The 20747-nt window shown below is 34.9% G+C and carries 12 protein-coding genes; 11 read left to right on the plus strand and 1 reads right to left on the minus strand.

Going from position 1 to position 20747, the window contains the following annotated elements; genetic code table 11:
• The first annotated feature begins 44 nt into the window (after positions 1 to 44).
• The 3 genes from DFQ09_RS13565 to DFQ09_RS13575 are packed head-to-tail and all read left to right on the plus strand — an operon-like array spanning position 45 to position 3658.
• On the plus strand, positions 45 to 1547 hold the full coding sequence (locus DFQ09_RS13565; RefSeq protein ID WP_115811223.1) for a sulfatase family protein: 1503 nt from the start codon (positions 45 to 47) through the stop codon (positions 1545 to 1547).
• A gap of 13 nt (positions 1548 to 1560) precedes the next feature.
• Positions 1561 to 2757: a putative glycoside hydrolase gene (locus DFQ09_RS13570; RefSeq protein WP_115811306.1), complete on the plus strand. Its 1197-nt coding sequence runs from the start codon at positions 1561 to 1563 to the stop codon at positions 2755 to 2757.
• Between the two features lie 37 nt (positions 2758 to 2794).
• On the plus strand, positions 2795 to 3658 hold the full coding sequence (locus DFQ09_RS13575; protein WP_115811225.1) for an alpha/beta hydrolase: 864 nt from the start codon (positions 2795 to 2797) through the stop codon (positions 3656 to 3658).
• 24 nt (positions 3659 to 3682) lie between these two features.
• Here the strand turns inward: DFQ09_RS13575 and DFQ09_RS13580 are convergent, their stop codons facing one another.
• Entirely contained in the window at positions 3683 to 4834 is a 1152-nt protein-coding gene (locus tag DFQ09_RS13580; protein ID WP_115811227.1) for an adenylyltransferase/cytidyltransferase family protein, read from the minus strand.
• Between the two features lie 388 nt (positions 4835 to 5222).
• Here DFQ09_RS13580 and DFQ09_RS13585 point away from each other — a divergent pair, with 388 nt between their 5' ends.
• From DFQ09_RS13585 to DFQ09_RS13620, 8 genes are all read left to right on the plus strand, one after another.
• Positions 5223 to 7607 carry a glycosyl hydrolase family 95 catalytic domain-containing protein gene (locus DFQ09_RS13585; RefSeq protein WP_115811229.1) on the plus strand — a complete coding sequence of 795 codons (2385 nt, stop codon included), beginning with the start codon at positions 5223 to 5225 and terminating at the stop codon, positions 7605 to 7607.
• Between the two features lie 7 nt (positions 7608 to 7614).
• Complete coding sequence (locus tag DFQ09_RS13590) at positions 7615 to 9135, plus strand: sulfatase-like hydrolase/transferase (protein WP_115811308.1); 1521 nt, start codon at positions 7615 to 7617, stop codon at positions 9133 to 9135.
• 26 nt (positions 9136 to 9161) lie between these two features.
• A complete protein-coding gene (locus tag DFQ09_RS13595) occupies positions 9162 to 10010 on the plus strand; it encodes a histidine phosphatase family protein (protein WP_115811231.1) in 849 nt (282 codons plus the stop codon).
• A 308-nt stretch (positions 10011 to 10318) separates the two neighbouring features.
• Positions 10319 to 11986: a hypothetical protein gene (locus DFQ09_RS13600; RefSeq protein WP_115811233.1), complete on the plus strand. Its 1668-nt coding sequence runs from the start codon at positions 10319 to 10321 to the stop codon at positions 11984 to 11986.
• A 403-nt stretch (positions 11987 to 12389) separates the two neighbouring features.
• Positions 12390 to 14354, plus strand: coding sequence for a T9SS type A sorting domain-containing protein (locus DFQ09_RS13605; RefSeq protein WP_115811235.1), 1965 nt, complete (start codon positions 12390 to 12392; stop codon positions 14352 to 14354).
• 42 nt (positions 14355 to 14396) lie between these two features.
• Positions 14397 to 15962, plus strand: a complete 1566-nt coding sequence (locus DFQ09_RS13610) for a sulfatase family protein (protein WP_115811237.1) — start codon at positions 14397 to 14399, stop codon at positions 15960 to 15962.
• A 79-nt stretch (positions 15963 to 16041) separates the two neighbouring features.
• On the plus strand, positions 16042 to 17907 hold the full coding sequence (locus tag DFQ09_RS13615) for a sulfatase (protein ID WP_115811240.1): 1866 nt from the start codon (positions 16042 to 16044) through the stop codon (positions 17905 to 17907).
• Positions 17908 to 18127: 220 nt separating this feature from the next.
• Positions 18128 to 20623, plus strand: coding sequence for a sulfatase-like hydrolase/transferase (locus tag DFQ09_RS13620; RefSeq protein ID WP_181897184.1), 2496 nt, complete (start codon positions 18128 to 18130; stop codon positions 20621 to 20623).
• Positions 20624 to 20747: the final 124 nt, after the last annotated feature.

The following is a 20747-nucleotide window of genomic DNA, read 5'->3' on the forward strand; positions in this document are numbered from 1 at the left end:
TTAGATCATAATTCAATTAAAAACGACACTAATACATTAATAAAATGAACAAATTAAAAATAAACACGACCTGCCTAGTCTTAATATGTCTTGGCCTGTTTACATGGTCATCTAGCGCTCAAAAAAAATCTAAAAAACCTAATATAGTTTTTATTGTATGTGATGATTTAGGCTATGGCGATGTGCAAAGTTTAGCACCAGAAACGAGTAAAATAAAAACACCTCACATCGATCAACTGACTAAAGAAGGCATGACATTTACAGATGCCCATTCTGGCTCTGCAGTATGTACACCAACGCGTTATGGTATTATGACAGGACGTTATAGTTGGCGTTCAAAATTACAAAGTGGAGTTGTTCAAGGCTTTGCCCCTAACCTAATTGCAGAAGACCGTCCAACAATTGCGAATTTCCTTAAAGACCAAGGCTATCATACGGCTATTATAGGAAAATGGCATCTTAACTTTCAGTATGTAGATTCGATTTCAAATACACCTATCGCTAAAAAATCAAAAAAACACTTACCTCCTATTGGATCTACCATACCTGATGGTCCTATACATCGTGGTTTTGATTATTATCATGGATTTCACCATGCTAAAGACATGAAAGCGGTGATTGTAAATGATAAAGTTGTGCTTTATGATGATGAAATTAACATGCTACCGCGATTAACAAATCAATCTGTAAAATACATAACTGATCAGGCAAATAATAAAAATGAAAAACCATTTTTCTTATATGTGCCTTTAGGGTCTCCACATACACCAATAGTACCTTCAAAAGAATGGCAAGGTAAAAGTGGAATGGGAGATTATGCCGATTTTGTAATGCAAACAGACGCTACTGTGGGTGCTATAACTGAAGCGCTAAAAGCGAATGGCTTATCAGAAAACACATTGGTTATATTCACCAGTGATAACGGTACGTCTAAAGCGGCAAATATAGAAGGACTTGCTGAAAAAGGTCATATCGTAAGCGCAGGCTATCGTGGTTCAAAGTCCGATTTATGGGACGGAGGTCATCGTGTGCCTTTTATTGTAAAATGGCCGAATGAGGTTAAACCAAACTCTACAAGTGATGAGTTAATTTGTTTGACGGATATTTATGCTACATTTTCAGAAATTACTAATGTGGCTGTTCCTAGTAAAAGTGGAGAAGACAGTGTCAGTATCTTACCTGCTTTACATGGCGAAGACATCAATAGCACGCGAGCTGGAGTCATACACCATTCCATTAGTGGTCATTTTGCTTATCGCTTAGGAAAATGGAAATTGTTACTCGCTAAAGGATCTGGAGGTTGGTCGTCGCCAAGAGAAAGAGAAGCTTCAGACATGCCTATTGCACAACTCTATGATATGGAAAATGATCCTGCGGAAACTGAAAATTTATATGAAAAACGTCCTGAAATTGCAGAACAACTTTTAAAGCAATTAGAATTAGATATCAAAACAGGAAGAAGTACCAAGGGCGAATTTGCTGAAAATGATGTGGATAAAATTGTGCTTTGGAAAACAAAACCGAAACGTAAAAAATCTAAGAATTAACCATCCTATTTTCATGAAATTTAGTCTTTCTATTATTAGTGTATTCTCTACTATTCTATTGTTTTGTTCTTGTAAACCCCCTCAAATCCCTTATAAAATAAGTGACGGTAATACTTTTGAAACAAAATCATTTTATCCTAAATTTAGTTGGGAAACTACACCAATGTATTATATGTTTGGGGATCCAAAACGCGTTTTACATCCAGAAGAAGTCGAATTTATTGCAGAACGAACAGACTTTATTTGTATTGAAAAATCACATGGTCATGGGGATTTAGGAGCTGCAGAATTAGGAGCAAAACATGAAGTTGCAGCCTTTAAAAAGGTAAAGCCAGATATGAAAGTGCTTTTTTATTTTAATTCGGCTTATGCCTGGCCTTTCACTTCTTACAACAAAAATTTCACGGAAGAAAATATTAATAATTATCCTGAACTAAAGGCCTTTTTAATAGAAAACCCTGAAACCAAAGCCTTAGAAGAGCGAAAAAACGTTTTTTATTTTGATGTTTTAAATCCGGATTTTCGGGAATGGTGGGTAAATACTGTAGCTGAAGGGGTTCAATTTTCTGGTGCCGATGGTGCGTTTATAGATCAAATGCATGGTTTTTCATGGTTACGTCACGATAAATCTCAAGACGTTCAAAAAGCTATGGGAGCTATGATGAAAGCTCTAAAAGAAAAACTAGGCCCTACTAAAATAGTACTCGGTAACAATGCAAATGCTAAATTGGCACAATACGTTTTCCCGTCTATAGATGCTAATATGTTTGAACATTATGGTGATAAGATGTTAACCAAAGAAAAACTGCTTACGGATTGGGAGGACATGCTTAAAATTTCTAAAGCTGGAAAAATGTCAATATTTAGAATTGGTGTTGAATACGATAGTGTAGCTATCGCCAATCCTTCATATTATAAAGGAAAAAAGAGAAATGATCGCTTTACAAAACTATCTAAAGAAAAATTAGAGTATTATCACGCTTGTTATTTAATAGGTGCGCAACCCTATTCTTATTTTCAATATGGCTGGGGTTGGCAATTGTCTCATGGCTCTTTAATCGATTATCCAGAATTGCAAAAACCACTAGGTGCTCCCAAAGGTGCATACCATAGAACCTCAACCACAGGTTGGGAGTTTACGCGCGAATTTGAACAGGCTTCCGTTTGGGTGAATACGGAAACCAGACAAGCTAAAATAACTTGGCATTAAAAATGCCCTTGAATGCAACTTTCAAGCCTTAACTTTTATGACGTCTATTAAAATATTTCTTACGACATTCTTAATCGCTTTTTCATTTATAGTAAAAGGACAAGTTAATTTTGAACCAGATTCAATTTTCAATTATAAAATAACAAAGGAAGGCGACTTAAAAATGAAAGCTTTTAAGCCTTCCGGTCATAACATTTCAGATAAAAGTCCTGTTATTATATTCTTTTTTGGAGGAGGCTGGACTAGTGGCAACACCAAACAGTTCTATCAACAAGCACGTTTTTTTGCAGATAGTGGCTATGTGGCTATTTCAGCTGAATATAGAGTTCATGGCAAACACAAAACTTCGCCTTTTGAATGTGTTACAGATGGTAAATCCGCTATACGCTTTTTAAGAGCTCATGCTGATAAATTAGGAATTGATCCTAATAAAATTATAGCTTCTGGCGCCTCTGCAGGTGGACATGTCGCAGCATGTACAGGTGTTATTAAAGGTTTTGATGAAACAGATGAAAACTTAAATATCAGTTCTGTTCCTAATGCGATGATTCTTTTTAATCCAGTCATTGATACGACAGAAAAAGGTTATGGTATAAAAAAAGTAGGAAAAGATAGAAAAACAGAAATTTCACCCAGCCACCATGTTGTAGAAGGCATTCCACCAACATTAATATTCCATGGAACGGCAGACCAAACCGTTCCTTTTGAAAACGTAGAACACTTTACCAAATTAATGACTGAAATGGGAAATACATGCGAATTAATTCCTTTTGACGGTAAAGGTCATGGCTTTTTTAATGGCTCTTATTTTCGCAAAAGAAAAACGGATGACATTTTTAATAACACTATGAATTTATCTCTAGAGTTTCTTCAAAAGCATAATTTTAACATAGAAAACTAGTCAATGCTAGTTTACAACAATTGGTTACAAAATCTCTCTTCTACGAACATTAATTCGCATCGTACCTTCTATAGGTTTATCTGACACTAATATTAAATAACCTCCTCCTCCGGCACCCGCTAATTTCCATGCTAGTGCTCTATCTTTATATTTTTCAATCTCAGCATTTATTTTCGGATTCACCATTCTAGGAAACATTTTAGTTTGAGCATTGAATGATTTTAGAAATCCTTCTGCAAATTTTTCCAAATCTTGATTTTTAATGGCTTCCCACACCATATCAGCCGATGCTGCCAGAGATTTTACATGGTCTTCATTTATATCTGTATCTTTTAATAGGTCTACTCCTTGCTCTCTCGGCCATAGTAACACCATATAGAGATGATCTTCTAACCATGAAAGCGAAGATTCAGAATGAATGGATTCAATCTTTGTTGGCCAATAAGCCTTATCATAATGATGTCTAACTACGCCAGGCATACATATTCCTATGGCATCTTGTGCACCTGAAATTAATGTTGAGCCTGGTGTGTTTTCAAATTTAAAAAGTATTTCTGCTAATTTTTCGGGTTTATCAAATGGTAAATAATGCGGCCATATTTTTTTTGCTGCATTTCTTGTTGAGGTAGACATACCACAGCGTTCATTATACTCTATAATTGGTTCTAAAGACAACGTTATTGCCCATCCAGGATGGTATTTTGACACATATGGTTGGTCTATCCATGTACCCGCTAGGTCTATTCTATATGGTAATGAACAATTCCCTGAATTTCTAATGGCAGTAGTTGAACGTGGTGGAAGATCTGCATCTGGCACTCGACTTAAAATTTTTAATTCAATACCTAACTCATTACAAAATTCTTCTTTCATAGAAGAAAACCCATCTTCGTTTACCACAAAGATATCTGGACTTAAGTTTTTAAGTTCTTCCTTAAAATCTAAAATTCCTGAACCACTGTTCACAAAAACCTCTTTTACATATTTTATAGAATCAATCATGTAGAGTCTTTCTTGCTCCGAAGTAATCGTTTTACGACCCTTTAAATTTTCTATTGTTGCATCTGAACCTATACCTACATATAAATCTCCATAAGTTGCAGCTTCCTTAAAAAAAGCGACATGTCCGCTATGAAGCATATCAAAACAACCTGAAACAAATACTTTTTTATTCATTCTTTTAATCAATATTATTAATGTGGGAATCTAGAAAAGAATAGGTTTAAAACACCTAACTATTTAACATTTCAAATTTCATACATTTTTCGCTAAAAAAAGATTAATACATAAAAAATCTAATTATTCCATTTTACAATATCATTTTAAAATGCATTTTTCTATAGTGTAAATATGATATTTGGCACGACTTATGAAAACTGTTTTTACGTTAATTAATATTGAATGGAAATCGAAATACCTTTTGTAAACATAGATTTTCCACCATATTGCGGTGGAATGCTGAATTACAGATAAGAATTGCAAGATTAGAGAACGACATTCTTTAGTTAAAAAAATATATTTGTTATTCAATTTATAGCACTCACAATCCAATACTAAATAATCAATGTATCAATCAAAACTAGAAATACGTTTCCTTTATCTTTTTATTATTGTTTCAAGCGCTTTATTTTCTCAGAATAATCAAGTGGATTTTAAAGTCGATTACAAATCCTTTTTATCCAAACATGATATGCTTTGGGATATTGTTCCAGATAAATGGCAAACCGCACCTTATTCAGGAAATGGAAATGTTGGTTTTTTATTGTATCAAAGCCCAGAGGAAGCAGACAATGTGATCTCGCTTCATATAGGTAGACATGATTATTACGACCACAGAGAAGCAGAAACTAAAGCTGAAGAAATGCTTTGGATAAAACGCAGTCGATTACCACTAGGTCATTTTAAGTTAAAATCTAAAGGAAAGATTACCGATGTTGACATGCGTTTAGATTTATGGAATGCCGAATTAACAGGTACTATAAAAACGACCAAAGGAAGTTATAAAATAAAAGGTCTTACCCACAGCACCAATGATATCATCTATTTTGAAACCGATACAAAAGATGAAACTATAGAAATTACTTGGCATGCCGAAGATCCTATTCCACCAGTTTATGAAGTGTTGCAAAAAGGAGGCGGTCCAAAAGGTGGCACTTGGGATAAAATGAGAGCGGTGACTTTAGAAATGGCACCAAAACCAACATTTAGTGAGAAAAATGGATACAATTTCTGTTACCAAGCTTTGTATGATAATAGAGGAGAAACCACAACAGGTTGGAAAATAACAGGCGATGCTTCTGGAAAACAACAATTAATAACTAGCGTACATCATAGTTTCCCTGAGCACAATTCATTAGAAATTGTGACTAACAATTTAGAAGCAGCTGAAGTGCTTTTTAAAGACAACAACTTTATATCTACCCATCAAAAATGGTGGCACGAATATTACCCTTTAAGTTTTGTAACCATCAATGATGCTGAAAAAGAATCATTCTATTGGATACAAATGTATAAACTAGGTTCTGCGTCTAGAGGCAACGGACCCATTTTAGATTTAATGGGACCTTGGTACAATAGAACCTTTTGGCCAATGGTTTGGGGAGATTTAAATGTGCAACTCATTTATTGGACGCATTTAACCGCAAATAGAATGTCTATTGGAGAATCCTTACCAAATAACATTGATAAATATGCAAAAAACCTTGAAGACAATGTGCCTAAGCATTGGGAAAACAGTGCTGCCGTTGCTGCTTTAATGCCGCAAGACCTTATTGCTTACAACGGTGCAAAAGTACCAGACATGTTAGCATGGATTTTAAATGATTATTGGTTGCATCTTCAATTTTCAGGTGATGATAGTCGTATGCGAGATAAACTATTTCCGATTTTAAAAAAGACGGTGAATAGTTACCTGAATTATATCAAAGAAAATCCAGTAGATGCCGAAGACGGCAAAATTCATATCAAATACAGTTGGTCGCCAGAATATAAACCTGGTCGTGGTCAAGATATAAATTTCACGCTAGCTCTAATTCGCTGGAGTTTCCAAACACTTATTGATATTGACAATCAGCATCACATAAACGATCCGCTTAAAAAAGAATGGCAACATGTATTAGATAATTTAGTGGATTTTCAAATTGATGAAAATGGTCTTATGGTCGGAAAAGATAGACCTTTTGCAAATCCGCATAGACATTATTCACATCTACTTGCTTTTTATCCTTTAATGGTGATTACACCTGAAAAAGAAGAAGACAAAAAACTACTACGCACGTCTTTAGACCATTGGTTAGATGTTACGTTTAATAGTGGCAAAAAAATTAAAGCTATGCCAGTAACAGGTTATACGGCAACTGGAGCGTCTTCCATGTATGCTCATTTAGGCGATGCCGAAAAAGCCTATTATTATCTCGATTTCTTAATTAAGCATAAAAACATTTCATCAACGACGATGTATTCCGAAGGTAAAATTAATCCTGTGATTGAAAGTCCCCTATCTTTTGCCACAAGTTTACACGATATGATGTTGCAAAGTTGGGGAGGAAAAATACGTGTATTTCCTGCAAGTCCAAAAAAATGGAAAGACGTTGCGTTTCACGATTTTAGAACACAAGGTGCTTTTTTAGTGAGTGCTAAAAAGATAGATGGAAACACAGAATTTGTATCTGTAACAAGTTTAAAAGGAAACGAATGTATTGTTCAAGTTGATTTTGAAAATCCACAATTTTATATCGACGGAAAATCTATTTCTGTAAATAAATCAGCAGATGGTTCTTATAACATCAATTTAAAGAAAGATGAATCGGTTATTATTACGTCTAAATCTTTAAAGACAACAGATTTAAGTATAAAAGAATTACCAAAATCGGAAGCAGAGCAAAATTTATTCGGTTATGGAGAGAAAACAAAACGACTACCAGGTCACGACTATTACAGTTCTTATTAAAAAACACATGAAAACACTATTATACTGTCTATTTACACTTGCTTCTTTTGCATCATGCACTGCACAAAAGCAACAAAAGAAACCGAATATCATTTTCGTGTTTTCGGATGACCAAAGGTTCAATTCGTTGAGTATGACAGGCCATCCTATTGCAGAAACACCAAACATCGATCAGTTGGCAAAAGAAGGTGTCTTTTTTAACAACGCGTATATTACTAGTCCTATTTGCGGACCAAGTAGAGCGAACATCTTTACAGCACAGTGGGAACGTAGAAATAAAATTGGCTTCACTAATGTTTCTAAACATGTAATTTCCGAAGAAACCTTCCAAAACAGTTGGCAAGCTCAATTAAGAAAAGCGGGATATTCTACGGCTTTTATTGGAAAACATCACACCAAAATTGGAGATAAAAAGAATACACCTTTAGTCGAAAATACCGATTTTAGTTATTATGGTAATGGGCATTTAGGCTTTTATCCCGCCAAAAAACACCCACAGTTTGACAATCTAAAAAACAAAACTCAGATTGAAGGTTTATTAGAAGCAACAAAAGCCTATTTATCGCAAGGTGATGATTACGATTACTTCTATGAGAATGCGGATCCTTCCATTAAGAATCAACTTAAGAAAAGAGATCCTAACAAGCCTTTTTCGGCATGGATTAATTTAAATCTTCCACATGCCTCTAGTATTGGAGGTATGGGTTCAAAGCCAGAAGATCCGGACTATTACAAAACAAAATATGACGATGTAAAACACAAAATAGAACTACCAGACAACTATCCACAAGCTATTAGTCTGCCTGAAGAGGTATACGCAACATCAGATTTAATGAAATATTATGTCACCTCTAATAAAGGAAAATTATTAAGTGAAAAGTTAAGAATGGATCGTGCTAATTATGCCATTGATTTAATGGTTGGGAATTTACGTGCCTATTTAAAAGAAATAGGCGAAGCAGACAATACCATTATCGTCTTTTGTTCTGACAACGGTTTGTTTTTAGGCGAACACGGCTTAGGAGGTAAAACTATTTTATACGATGAATCTGTACATGTACCAATGATTGTGTATTCGCCATTTTTCAACGATAAAACCAAAGGTAAAGTTGTTGATGAATTGGTGGTTGGACAAGATATTCCTGCTACAATTTTAGAAATGTGCGGAGTAAAAGTACCAGAATCGTATCAAGGAAAAAGTATGCTGCCATTAATTGATGGTAAAAATGAAAACTGGAGAGAAGACATCTTTTTAGAAAACTTATTTACAGATCAAGGCTACCCAAGACAAGAAGGAGTACGAAGTAAACAGTTTAAATACATTCGTTCGTTTAGTAAAGAGAATGATCGAAATAAATACATTCCAGAACAAACCATTGAAACAAATGAACAACCCATTTACGAAGAGTTATTTGATATTATAAACGACCCAAAAGAACAGAACAACTTAGTTGGGAATAAAGATTACCTCGACATTTTAAATGTATATAGAGAACGGTGTAAAACTTTGGTATCGGAACTCAACTAATTTAATATTCAATAAAAAAACACCCCATGAAAAAGCTATTACTATCGTTTCCTATCATGATGGGAATCTTGTTTTTTGGAATTCTACGTTCAGATAGCAATGTGAGTTCCAAGCATCATTCTTCTAGCAATACTGAAGTTTTTCAAAAGAAATATTCTACCAAATCGAAGCTTAGAATTTACTATATAAGACATGCTGAAGGAGGACACAATGTTAAAAAAGAATGGGAAATATATCCTGAAAGTGAATGGCCTTCTTATGTTGGTAATCATAGTGCTTTTACGCCCAAAGGAATTATGCAACAATCTAGAGTCTCTAGAAAGTTAAATCGGTTTAATTTTGATTTTGTAGCCGTAAGTCCTGCGTGGCGTTGTAAAAACACAGTACTACCCTATTTAAAAGATTCAAAAATAAAGGCAGAGATTTGGCCAGAACTTGCAGAAATCTATGCCACCAACCTCATTGTTTCGCCAGATTTACCACAACATACAGCAACCGATAAAATATTAGGAGCTGGAGACGCTATCACTTTACTTCCAGAAGAAGAACCTTACTTCACGTTACGCAATGATGGCACACATGAATTTAAGAAACTACGTTTTCCTAGAGACCATTCTGAAAGTGCAAAAGAAAATGCAATGGCAAAGGTAATTATAGATCGCGTTTTAGAATTAATTGAGGATCGCAGTGCATCACATAATACCATACTTCTTTCAGGTCATGGAAGCAGTGGAAAAGCCGTTCTAAGAATGCTTACCAATGATCCATTAAATGGTTTTCCTCAAATAACAAATACAGGAGTTTGGATGGTAGAACAACAAGAGGATGGCACCTTTAGATTAAAGATGTTCAATGATGTTCCTTTTTCTGAATAATAGGGTTTGAAGTTGAATTTAAAATTAAGGATTCTTCAGAAAATGAATCAAAACCTATTATTGATAAAATAGTTGTTAAGTTAGCAGACTAAGTTTAAGTATTTGGGTTGTGTTAAAAACCCGAGAAGTCCAAATTCAAACCTTTTAAATATTGTATCAACTAAAGACCGTAAACTATGATTTAACGTGCTAATTAACGACTAAATCTTACTAATGCATAAAAAGAGCAAGCATTTGATAGAATAAAGAATCGTTTTTTCGCATAAGTATGAGATATTTGATGACATATTAATACTAATTCAATCTTTATGAAAACTATCAAGTATATTTCAGCTATTCTATTATTGTTTAGCATATCCTGTTCATCTGATCCAGACTATGACCCAGTAGTGATACCAGAACAAGGTTCATTTGGTATGAACGAATATGGTACAGTAGATTTCAAAACCGTAGAAGGTATAGAAATAGGAGTAGATACTTCAGTAGAATTAGAAGCATTACATGGAGAACCAGAAGAGATAACTTCAGCAGCCGATGGTATAATAAGATGGCAATATTTATCTGAAGGCATAGGGTTTGGCGTAAACACAACAACAGACATTATAGATAAAATATATTTATATTCTGACGCATACGAAAATTATACAACGAGTTATCCACGTGCCCTTGAGGAAAATTTACAATTTGCATTTGGAGTATTAAAAGCGAAACACCCTACCCTTAGAATTGATGATGCAGAGGGAAATGACTGGCCTTACACAGCGGAGACGCTTATAGAAGCAACTAATGGTGAAGAAAACGGTGTGTATTCTTTTAATTTTGAAAACATCGGAAGGTTTATTTTTATTTCTGATAGTATAGATAACATGGAAGGATTTGTAGTACAAATCATCTTAGAATCTGATGGTGATTATGGTGATGGTGGTGGTAATGATGACGGTGGCGGTAATGATGATGGTAACCCAGCACTATTATTTGATGACGCGGGAGATAATAGTCAAACATTTAATGTAGGAAATGAAGATGAAGATGATCTTAACCAGGATATTATTACCGTGGGAGGTACAGGCGTACTTGTAGAAAACAATAACTTTATAGGTGTTGGTACTGAAGATGCTAGTGATGATGGTGCCACTGCAGTTTTTACTTTTGACTTAACTACAAATTCAGCTACTGCAATTAATGCAACATTAAACTTAGAGTTAGCAAAAAGAGCAAAAGGTAGCGTTAGCGGAACAGTTTCTGTGACAGGTTATCCAGAGACACCTTTTTCTTATGCGGCTACTTCTACCGAGAATGGTGGTAGTGCTCCAGCTATCGATTTTGAATTCCCATCAACGATTTCATTGGTTTCAGGTACACCGCTTACGGTTACTATTACACTAGATGAGATGTTAACTGAAGGTAATACAACAAACCCAATTTTTAGGTTAGCAAAAGTAACTTTAGAGCGCGATTTTAGTAATCCAATCAACCCCAATAATATATCATTTGATATTGCGGGAGATAATAGTCAAACATTTAATGTAGGAAAGGAAGATGAAGACGATCTTAATCAGAGTATTATTACTTTAGGAGGTACAGGTGTACTCGTAGAAAACAATAACTTTATAGGTGTTACTAGTTCAAATTTTGATGATGATGATGCTACTGCAGTTTTTACTTTTGACATAACTACAGATTCAGCTACTGCATTTGATGTTACTTTAAATTTAGAGTTAGCAAAAAGAGCAAAAGGTAGTGTTACAGGAACAGTTTCGGTAACAGGTTATGCAGATACACCTTTTTCTTATGCGGCTACTTCAACAGAGAATGGTGGTAGTGCTCCAGCTATCGATTTTGAATTCGCATCAACGATTTCACTTGTTTCAGGCACACCGCTTACTGTGACTATTACTCTGGATGAGATGTTAACTGAAGGTAATACAACCAACCCTATTTTTAGATTAGCAAAAGTGATTGTAGATAAAAATTAATCGTAGTTATTTTAGAACTGATCTTTATTGTGCTATTATGGAATCTTTAATTGGTTCTAAAACCATAAAAATCAGAAACAAATAAGTTAAGACTAAAAAGTCCTTTGTTAAATTTCTAACGAAGGACTTTTTTGTTTAAAACAAATATTCTCACAGGTTACAATTAAAACTTTGTATTGTTATTTATAAAGGACACACTTAAGAAGTAAATGATTCAGGCAACACTATTAAGTATCCGTAAAAAAATGAAATAAACATTTACTTCTTTTTAGAAGAAAAGTGAGTTTTATTTTTAATTACTACAAATGATGTTTTAGAGCAAGCATTTGACTTTTTTAAGAAACGAGATATCCCTATTCACGATATATCTTTGGTATTATAATTAAACGTTAACTTATTAATAATGAATAAATCTCTACCAGTTTTCTTTTCTTTACTTTTTTTCGTTCAATTATCTAATGCACAATTTTTATGGTACGAAAATGAATCAAAAACCTATAAAATTGAACAAGAAAGTACAAGCTCAGGCACATTTCTTAGAGATGTTCCTAACCCAAATACTACCGGAATAAATACAAATACAACCGTTTCTAAATTTAATAGAGAGGAAGGCACAAATGCTTTTTTACAATTCGATTTATACAACGCTGTCACCGATTTCTCAGGATATGCTGTAACATTCAAAGCTTATATCGATATACCAACAGCAGCATTAACAGCCAATAATTCAAAAATAAGTGTGCATTTATCTCATGCTACGGTAAGTTCAGAAAGTGCAATAGAACTCAACTTTACCGTTGGGCAACAATGGGAAACATTTACCTTTAATTTTAATGGGACTTCAATACCTAACGCCATTATCAATGCTAATGGTTATCAACATATTGCATTAAGTTTTGCCAATGGCACAGCATCCGTTCCTGCAACTACGTATTATATCGATTCTATAAGTGGTACAACAGATCAAGCAGTGGACGTCGCTTCTCACCCAGCTTCATGGTTGTCAGGCTCATGGGGAATTACGTTTCCTGTTTTTGGAGGAGAGCGTTTAAATACGGTAGTGGCAAATGGTTATGATCATCCTGCTGGTGCACAAGAAGTAGTAGATGAATTGCCTGCTGTAGGCCATGTGATTACAAACTTGTCTTATTTTGCCCATTCGCATTATTTCGCACTTAGACAGAATAGTAATGTGGATGTCGCTACTGAAATCCATGAAGCATTAGTGCCTAGTGTAGCCAATCAAAACATTATTTTTGAGGTCATGCAAAAGTTTAAAGATGATGGTAAAAAGGTAATTTTGTACATCTCTACCAATTACTTAGATAGAGCCATTAATGATGGTGCAGACCTTGAAGCCGCTTGGATCAATTACTACACTAACAATTTTTCTGGCGACGAATATGCAGCATACAAGGATTTAATTGAAGGCTTTATACTCGAAGTTAAAGATTATGCCGATGGCTATTGGCTAGATACCACTGCAGCACTTAACGCTGATGACAATTTAGAAGATTTTGTAGCCATGATTAGAGCAACTGATCCAGGAGCTGCTATTTCTGCCTCTCCAAACGGTGCCTATTTCCAAGAAGACGGTCAGAATATTTTAGTAGATTCTGATGGTCTTAATGATGACGATGATAGAGATTACAGAATAGTAAGTTTTGAAGGAGTTAACACTTATCAAGATTATACAAGCGGACATATTACACCATTAGGACAAGGAGCACCACCAAATTCATGGGGTTATGAAGAATTTACCATACCTGCCATGCTTGAAAATCCATGGACAATGTTTGAAGGGAATACCGTTTTAAAACACGCTTGGTTTCCAGTTAGAGCAAGGTGGCATGTATCTTCACAGCCCTTAATATTTGGTACAGAAGATGCTTACAGGTTTGCCAAGCAAATTGTAGATGCCGAAGCTGGCGTTACTTTTGCAACCACCATAGATAATGTTGTTAGCAAAGGTTATGTTATGGCAGATGAAATGGTAATTATGAAAGCCATTAACGACAGATTGCTATCTAGTCCTGTACCCGATTTTGAACCTTATGTAAGACCAGAAGGCGCTTTCTTAGTCGGAGAAACATTAAGTACCAGTTCTTATAATTTCTCTAATAAATCTGATTTTAAATTTTATCCTAATCCTACGTCAGACCAATTAACAATAACTAGAATAGCTACAGATGTAAACGATATAACCGTTGTAAATGCTTTAGGAACAAAAGTAATAACAAAGAAATGGGATGATGGAACTACAAGTATACAATTAAATGTATCCACCTTAGATTCGGGTATTTATTTTGTAAAACTATCCAATAGCAATCATTATAGCATCACTCGAAAAATAATAGTATCCCAATAACAAAAGAATCAATCTACTCATATAAAACAATCGTAAAAGTTTATGAAAAAAATTTTTCTATCATTAATCATCTGCACAATTACAGCAAGTAGTTTTGCACAAGACAAACCAAACATTATCTTCCTTTTGTCAGATGACCAAACCAATATTGCAACAGGTTGTTATGGTAACGACCAAGTAGTCACACCAAATATGGATGCCTTAGCAGAAGAAGGCGTTTTATTTGAAAATCATTACAACACCACTGCGATTTGCATGGCGAGTAGAGCCATTATTTTAACAGGTATGTACGAATATAAAGCGGGCTGTAATTTTGATCACGGCCCTTTAAGAAAGGATAAGTTTGCTAAATCTTACCCAGTTCTTTTAAGAGAACAAGGCTACTATACAGGGTTTGCTGGTAAATTTGGATTAGCTGTTTCTGATGAAGGCAACAGTACAAGACACAATAGTTGGGATGCACTTCCGGTAGATGATTTTGATAATTGGGCAGGTGGTTTAGGCCAAACAAGTTACAAAACGGCCAACAACAAGTATATGGCTAAATATGCTGAAAAATATCCACATAGCACAAGAGCTTATGCTGCTTGGGCTGAGGATTTTATTATTGAAGCAAAAGAATCAGGCAAACCTTTTTCAATGTCTATCAGTTTTAAAGCACCACATATGCCATTTTCACCAGACCAATATTTTGATTATGTCTACGAAGGAAAAACCTATAAAAAACCAGATAACTATGGTGCCGAAAATGCAACTCATTTAGCGCCACAAGCCAAGACAGGAAGACAATATAACGACTATACGTTTTGGCGCGATTCTGAAGAAAGTTACCAAAAAACCATTAAAAATTACAATCAGTTAATCCACGGTGTCGATTACGCATTGGGAATGATTAGAAAAACGTTAGAAGAGCAAGGTATTGCCGACAATACCATTATCATATTTACGAGTGATAATGGGTATAGCTGTGGAGCACATAATATGGGCGGAAAAGTATTACCTTATGAAGAAGCTTCAAAATCGCCTTTAATTATTTACGATCCTAGAACGCCTATCAATGAAAGAGGTGTGAGACGTGAAGAAATTACAGCAAACATCGATATGGCTCCAACAATTTTAAGATATGCAGGCATTGAACCTCCTGCTAATATGGATGGTGAAGATTTACGTTTATTGATAGAAAAGCCAAAGAAATTTAAACGTGAAACTGTTGCACTTACTAATATGTGGGGCAATGACGAAATACAAGCCATGGGAGTAGTTTCTAAAGATTGGAAATACATTTTTTGGAATTATGAAGATGATGAGATGAGTACAACCGAAGAGCTTTACCATATAGGGAAAGATCGACTAGAAATGACCAACAAAGCTACCGATCCTTCTTCCCAAAAACAGCTTGAAAAAATGCGTAAGATTTACGATGAGCACCTTGCCAAATTAAAGAAAGAAGCGGTAGAGGATAACTTATATCAGAAATATGCCGTGTTATTTGATAGAAATGCAACAGCTGAAGAAAAAAAACCTTTTTTAATTGGAAAGCCTGCTAAATCAGCAAAAAAACAAAAATCGAACAAAAAAAATAAAAAGAAAAAGAACAAGAAAAACTAACTTCGTTCATCAATATAAGTCTTAAACCACTTATATGTTCAACATAAAACTATATCTAATAATTATTTACATAAATACAATGTCTAAACTAATTCTATTTTCACTTCTATTTTCACTTAATTTATCCGCTACATGTAGCAACAATGGACCAGTTGAGTTAGATAAAGAACGTCCAAAAAAACCAAATATCGTATTAATCTTAACAGACGATTTGGGATGGCAAGACGTAAAATGTTACGATATTGACGAGCCTTCGCCTTTTGAAACGCCAAACATTGACAGATTAGCCAAAGAAGGTGTTTTATTTTGGCAAGCCTATTCGCCTGCAACTACGTGTTCTCCATCTAGAGGTGCTATACTATCAGGACAACATCCTGTTCGTTTAGAAAGAACTAGCGTAAGAGGAGGTCATCCACCATTACCTTTTAACCATGGCTCTACCTTAATTAGCCCTTGGATGCGAGGTGCATTAGATGCTTCAAAAGTAACCATTGCAGAATCGCTTAAATCTAATGGCTACAAAACAGGACACTCAGGAAAATGGCATGTTGGTATCGCAAGAACAGACGAACCTTTACCAGAAGAACAAGGTTTTGATTTTACCAAACATGGGTTTGGTGCTCACAAAAGAATGGCCGATAGAACAAAAGGATTTGCTACAACGGATGCTTCAGATCCATTTACCTTAGACGAAGATGGTTTCCCTTTTGATGACATTACCCAAGATGGTATTGATTTTATGGATGCGAACAAAAAAGACCCGTTTTTTCTGTTTTATGCCTCTCGTTTAGTACACACTCCTATTCAAACACGTAGTGAAGCGTTATTACGTAAATACTATGAAAAATTAGGATTAGAGTATCCTAAAAAGAATGACATGTGGGACGAAAACGGTCAGAAAAATGCCTATTACGCCGCTATGGTAGAAATGATAGATCATTATACAGGTCAACTTATTACATACCTTGAAGAAACAGAAGATCCAAGATGGCCAGGACATATGTTAATTGAAAACACTTATGTCATTTTCACCTCTGATAATGGTGGTATGGAAAGACATACGGGAGAAATTATCACAGACAACTATCCTTTAGATAAAGGAAAGATAAATGCTAAAGAAGGTGGTGTAAGAGTACCATTAATTATAACAGGCCCAACTATTAAACCAAACGCAGAATCTAATGTAATGGTAAATGGTGTAGACTTCTACCCTACTATATTAAGCTGGACAGACACTCCAAAAGATGCGAATCAAATATTTGACGGTGCTGATTTATCTACATTATTAGATAAAGACCCAACAGATGCTCAACTCGTTTTAGATCCTGAAACCGGAGAACCAAGAAATACGATGATGTGGCACTTTCCAAACAGCGCTATGCAATCGACTTTACGAATTGGCGGCTTTAAACTGGTACGTGAATATACGGTAACTGAGGAAAAGACAGATTTAGCTTTATATCAATTGTATGAAAAGGATTCAAAACGTGTGGATATTGAAGAATCTCAAAATCTAGCAGAAAAAATGCCGGAGAAAACAAAAGAGATGAACCGTCTTTTAACAGAGCGCTTAGAAAAGTTAAATGCGAGATATCCTTATTTAAACCCTACCAGTAAAGCATCTTTACCTAACAAATCTAAAGTACCTACAGTTGTTGAACATGGCATAGATGGAAATAATGTTTGGTTAAAATATAAAAACAATGGAGCTAAGGTGGTAAAGGCAGAATTAATATACACGACTAATGGTGGTATTCCTGGTGAAATCTGGTTTCCTATTACTATGAATCTTAGACATGATAATGTTTCTGTAACCTTACCTAAAGGTACAACGCACTACGTATTCAACTTAATTGACGAAAACAACTACTTAATCGGTTATCCGGATGGTGGTTACCAAAAAACTACTAAAGTATTTGCAACTAAAGCAATTGCTGTTAAATAATTAAACGATTTCAAATTAAAAAAAGCACCATAGCGTTAAACTATGGTGCTTTTTTTGTTAGATAAATAAACCAATGAAATGATAATTCACAACACAGACAATTTATAAACAACACAAAAAGAAGTCGTTAAACACACAAATGGTCTATATGAGAAACCTTTTGGGTAATTATAGCAGAAATGAACGCGCTATGAAATTTATCTTTATCAAAAACAATTTAATGATGAAAAACACAACACTACTTTATTTATTTAGTCTCTTTTTAATACCACAATTATATGCTCAAATTATTGATAGACCAAATGTCATAATTTTCTACGCAGATGATCTAGGTTGGCAAGACACTCAACTAAATGACGAAGGCGCTGTTGTACCATGGGAAACTCCAAACATGTTAAGTTTAGCAGCAGAAGGTGCTAATTTTTCTCAAGCCTACGCTCCTGCTCCTACTTGTGCTCCATCACGAAGCGCAATGATGAGTGGTCGTCACACCACACAAACGCGAATGACTCATGTGTCTGGAGGACAGATTCCAGAAGTCAACGTTAACAATAATAGCAATAAGATGATTCACCCTTATTATAGAGGGAGGTTACACCTAGAAGAAACAACTATTGCAGAAGCTTTAAAACCTCAAGGTTATGTCTCTGGCCAAGTTGGTAAATGGCACATGGCAGTGAAACACAATAGATTTCCTGAAGCAATAGATCAGGGATTTGATTCTCATTTTACAGGAAGAGGTATTGCTAATGGTATGGATGATAGAACTGTTAATTACGCAACAGCAGCTGTAGATGATCCGTTTATGATTGATGAAGATGGCAGACCTTATGATGACGTTACAGAAGAGGCATTGGCATTCTTAGAGCTTAATAATTCTGAACCATTTTTCTTATATATGGCGACGTGGTTAGTACACGCACCTATACAAACCAGAGATTTAGCCTTATTAACTTACTATTGCGAAAAATTAGGCATTCCGGTACCTACTTCTGAAGCAAATATTACGACACCTGGACAAACCAATCCTTATTATGGAGCTATGGTTGCGTCTTTAGATTGGAGTTTAGGTAAAATTGTAGATTATTTAAAAGTAACAGATGATCCAAGACATCCAGGTAAAAAATTATATGAAACCACGTATATCATTTTCGCATCTGATAATGGTGGAGTGGAAAATGTTGGTCCAGAAATGGTTACTGATAATTTTCCGTTAGATAAAGGTAAAAAATATATTCAAGAAGGAGGTATTCGTACTCCACTGGTTATAACAGGTCCTGAGGTAGCTGTTGGAAATTACAACAATGTGGTATCGCATTTAGATTTTTTCCCTACCATTTTATCATTAACTAATACAACAGCAGATGTAAGTATTACCGATAAATTAGATGGTCTTGATTTATCTCCATTGTTAAAAAATGAATCTACTGTCGTAGAAGATGCTAGTGGAAGCGAACGAACTGATCTGTATTGGCATTTTCCACACAATCAAGATGACCAAATGCAATCGGCTATTCGAAGTAATGAATATAAACTATACAAAAATCATTTAGATGGATCTTACGAGCTTTATCAATTGTATAATACAGATGGAAGTAATCACGATTTAGAAGAAACAACAAATGTCATTAACACCATTGATGCCGCTACTGTGAATGGATTGATTACTAAATTAGAAACATTTTTACTAGCTAACAACGCGCGATATCCACAACGGAATGCAGATTACACTGGTTCTGATGCTCCATTAGAAAATCAAAATAATGTACCATCAATAGTTTCAACAACTTTTGATCAAGCTTCGCGTGTTGGAACAACGATTGTTACAACAGAACCAAGTCAGGCTGCCATTAGCACAGCCTATGTACTTTACAAAGAGAATGATGAAGAATGGTTTGAACTAGACGCTACCGTAAATGGAAATGTGATTACTGCTGATGTTCCAGATTCAGCGATTGGAATTGTATTCACGCTAATAGATGACAATAATTTTTTAATTATATCAGAAGAATTAGCAACCATTCCTTTAAAGCAGATTACGCTTAATAGTTCTGATGTACTTCAACTTTTTAATCCTGGAACAGATCATTCTGAACTCATAGGAGCTACGACTATAAATGGTAATGCTAGTTATCTTCAAACGCGAACAGAAGGAGGAGGAGATGGCGCAAAATTTCTTGTAAAAGCTATAACTGGTACTTCAGTGATATGCAGTAGAATTACATTTGGCATAAGATCTCAAATAAATGATGAGGTAAGTTTTGATGTTACTATTGCAGGTGAAACGCAAAGTTTTAATTACACCAGCTTATCAAATACTGATGATGTTGAATTTGACTTTGATATTCCGGTGACCTTTACAAATACACCTCAAGAACTAGAAATTGCAACTACAGCACTTACAAATTCCGATGGCTTAACACCCCGATTTAGAGTTTATGATCTTACATTTCATATCGACGAATTCTTAGGAGTTGATGAGGTAGAAGCGAATAGCCAAAATCTAAAGGTATTCCCTAACCCTGTAACAGGCACTTTCAGTCTTTCAAAGGAAGTTGAATCTGGTGTGTTATATAATTTATATGGAGCAAAAGCATACGAATTTAATAATCAGTATCAAGATATAGACATTTCAAATCTAAAAACAGGTTTATACTTTTTACAAGTGATTCATAACGATGGTCGCAAATCAACGCTAAAACTATTAAAAGAATAAATCTTTTTTTAACAACTTACAAGCTGCTCTATAACATCATAGATATGATTTCTTTGATGTTAAAGGGCAGCTTCTTTGCTATAACCACATCCCCTAAAACCAATGGACTCATACGAGAAGTTAG

It is taken from the genome of Winogradskyella pacifica (genome assembly GCF_003386275.1).
In the GTDB taxonomy this organism is placed as follows: Bacteria; Bacteroidota; Bacteroidia; order Flavobacteriales; family Flavobacteriaceae; genus Winogradskyella; species Winogradskyella pacifica.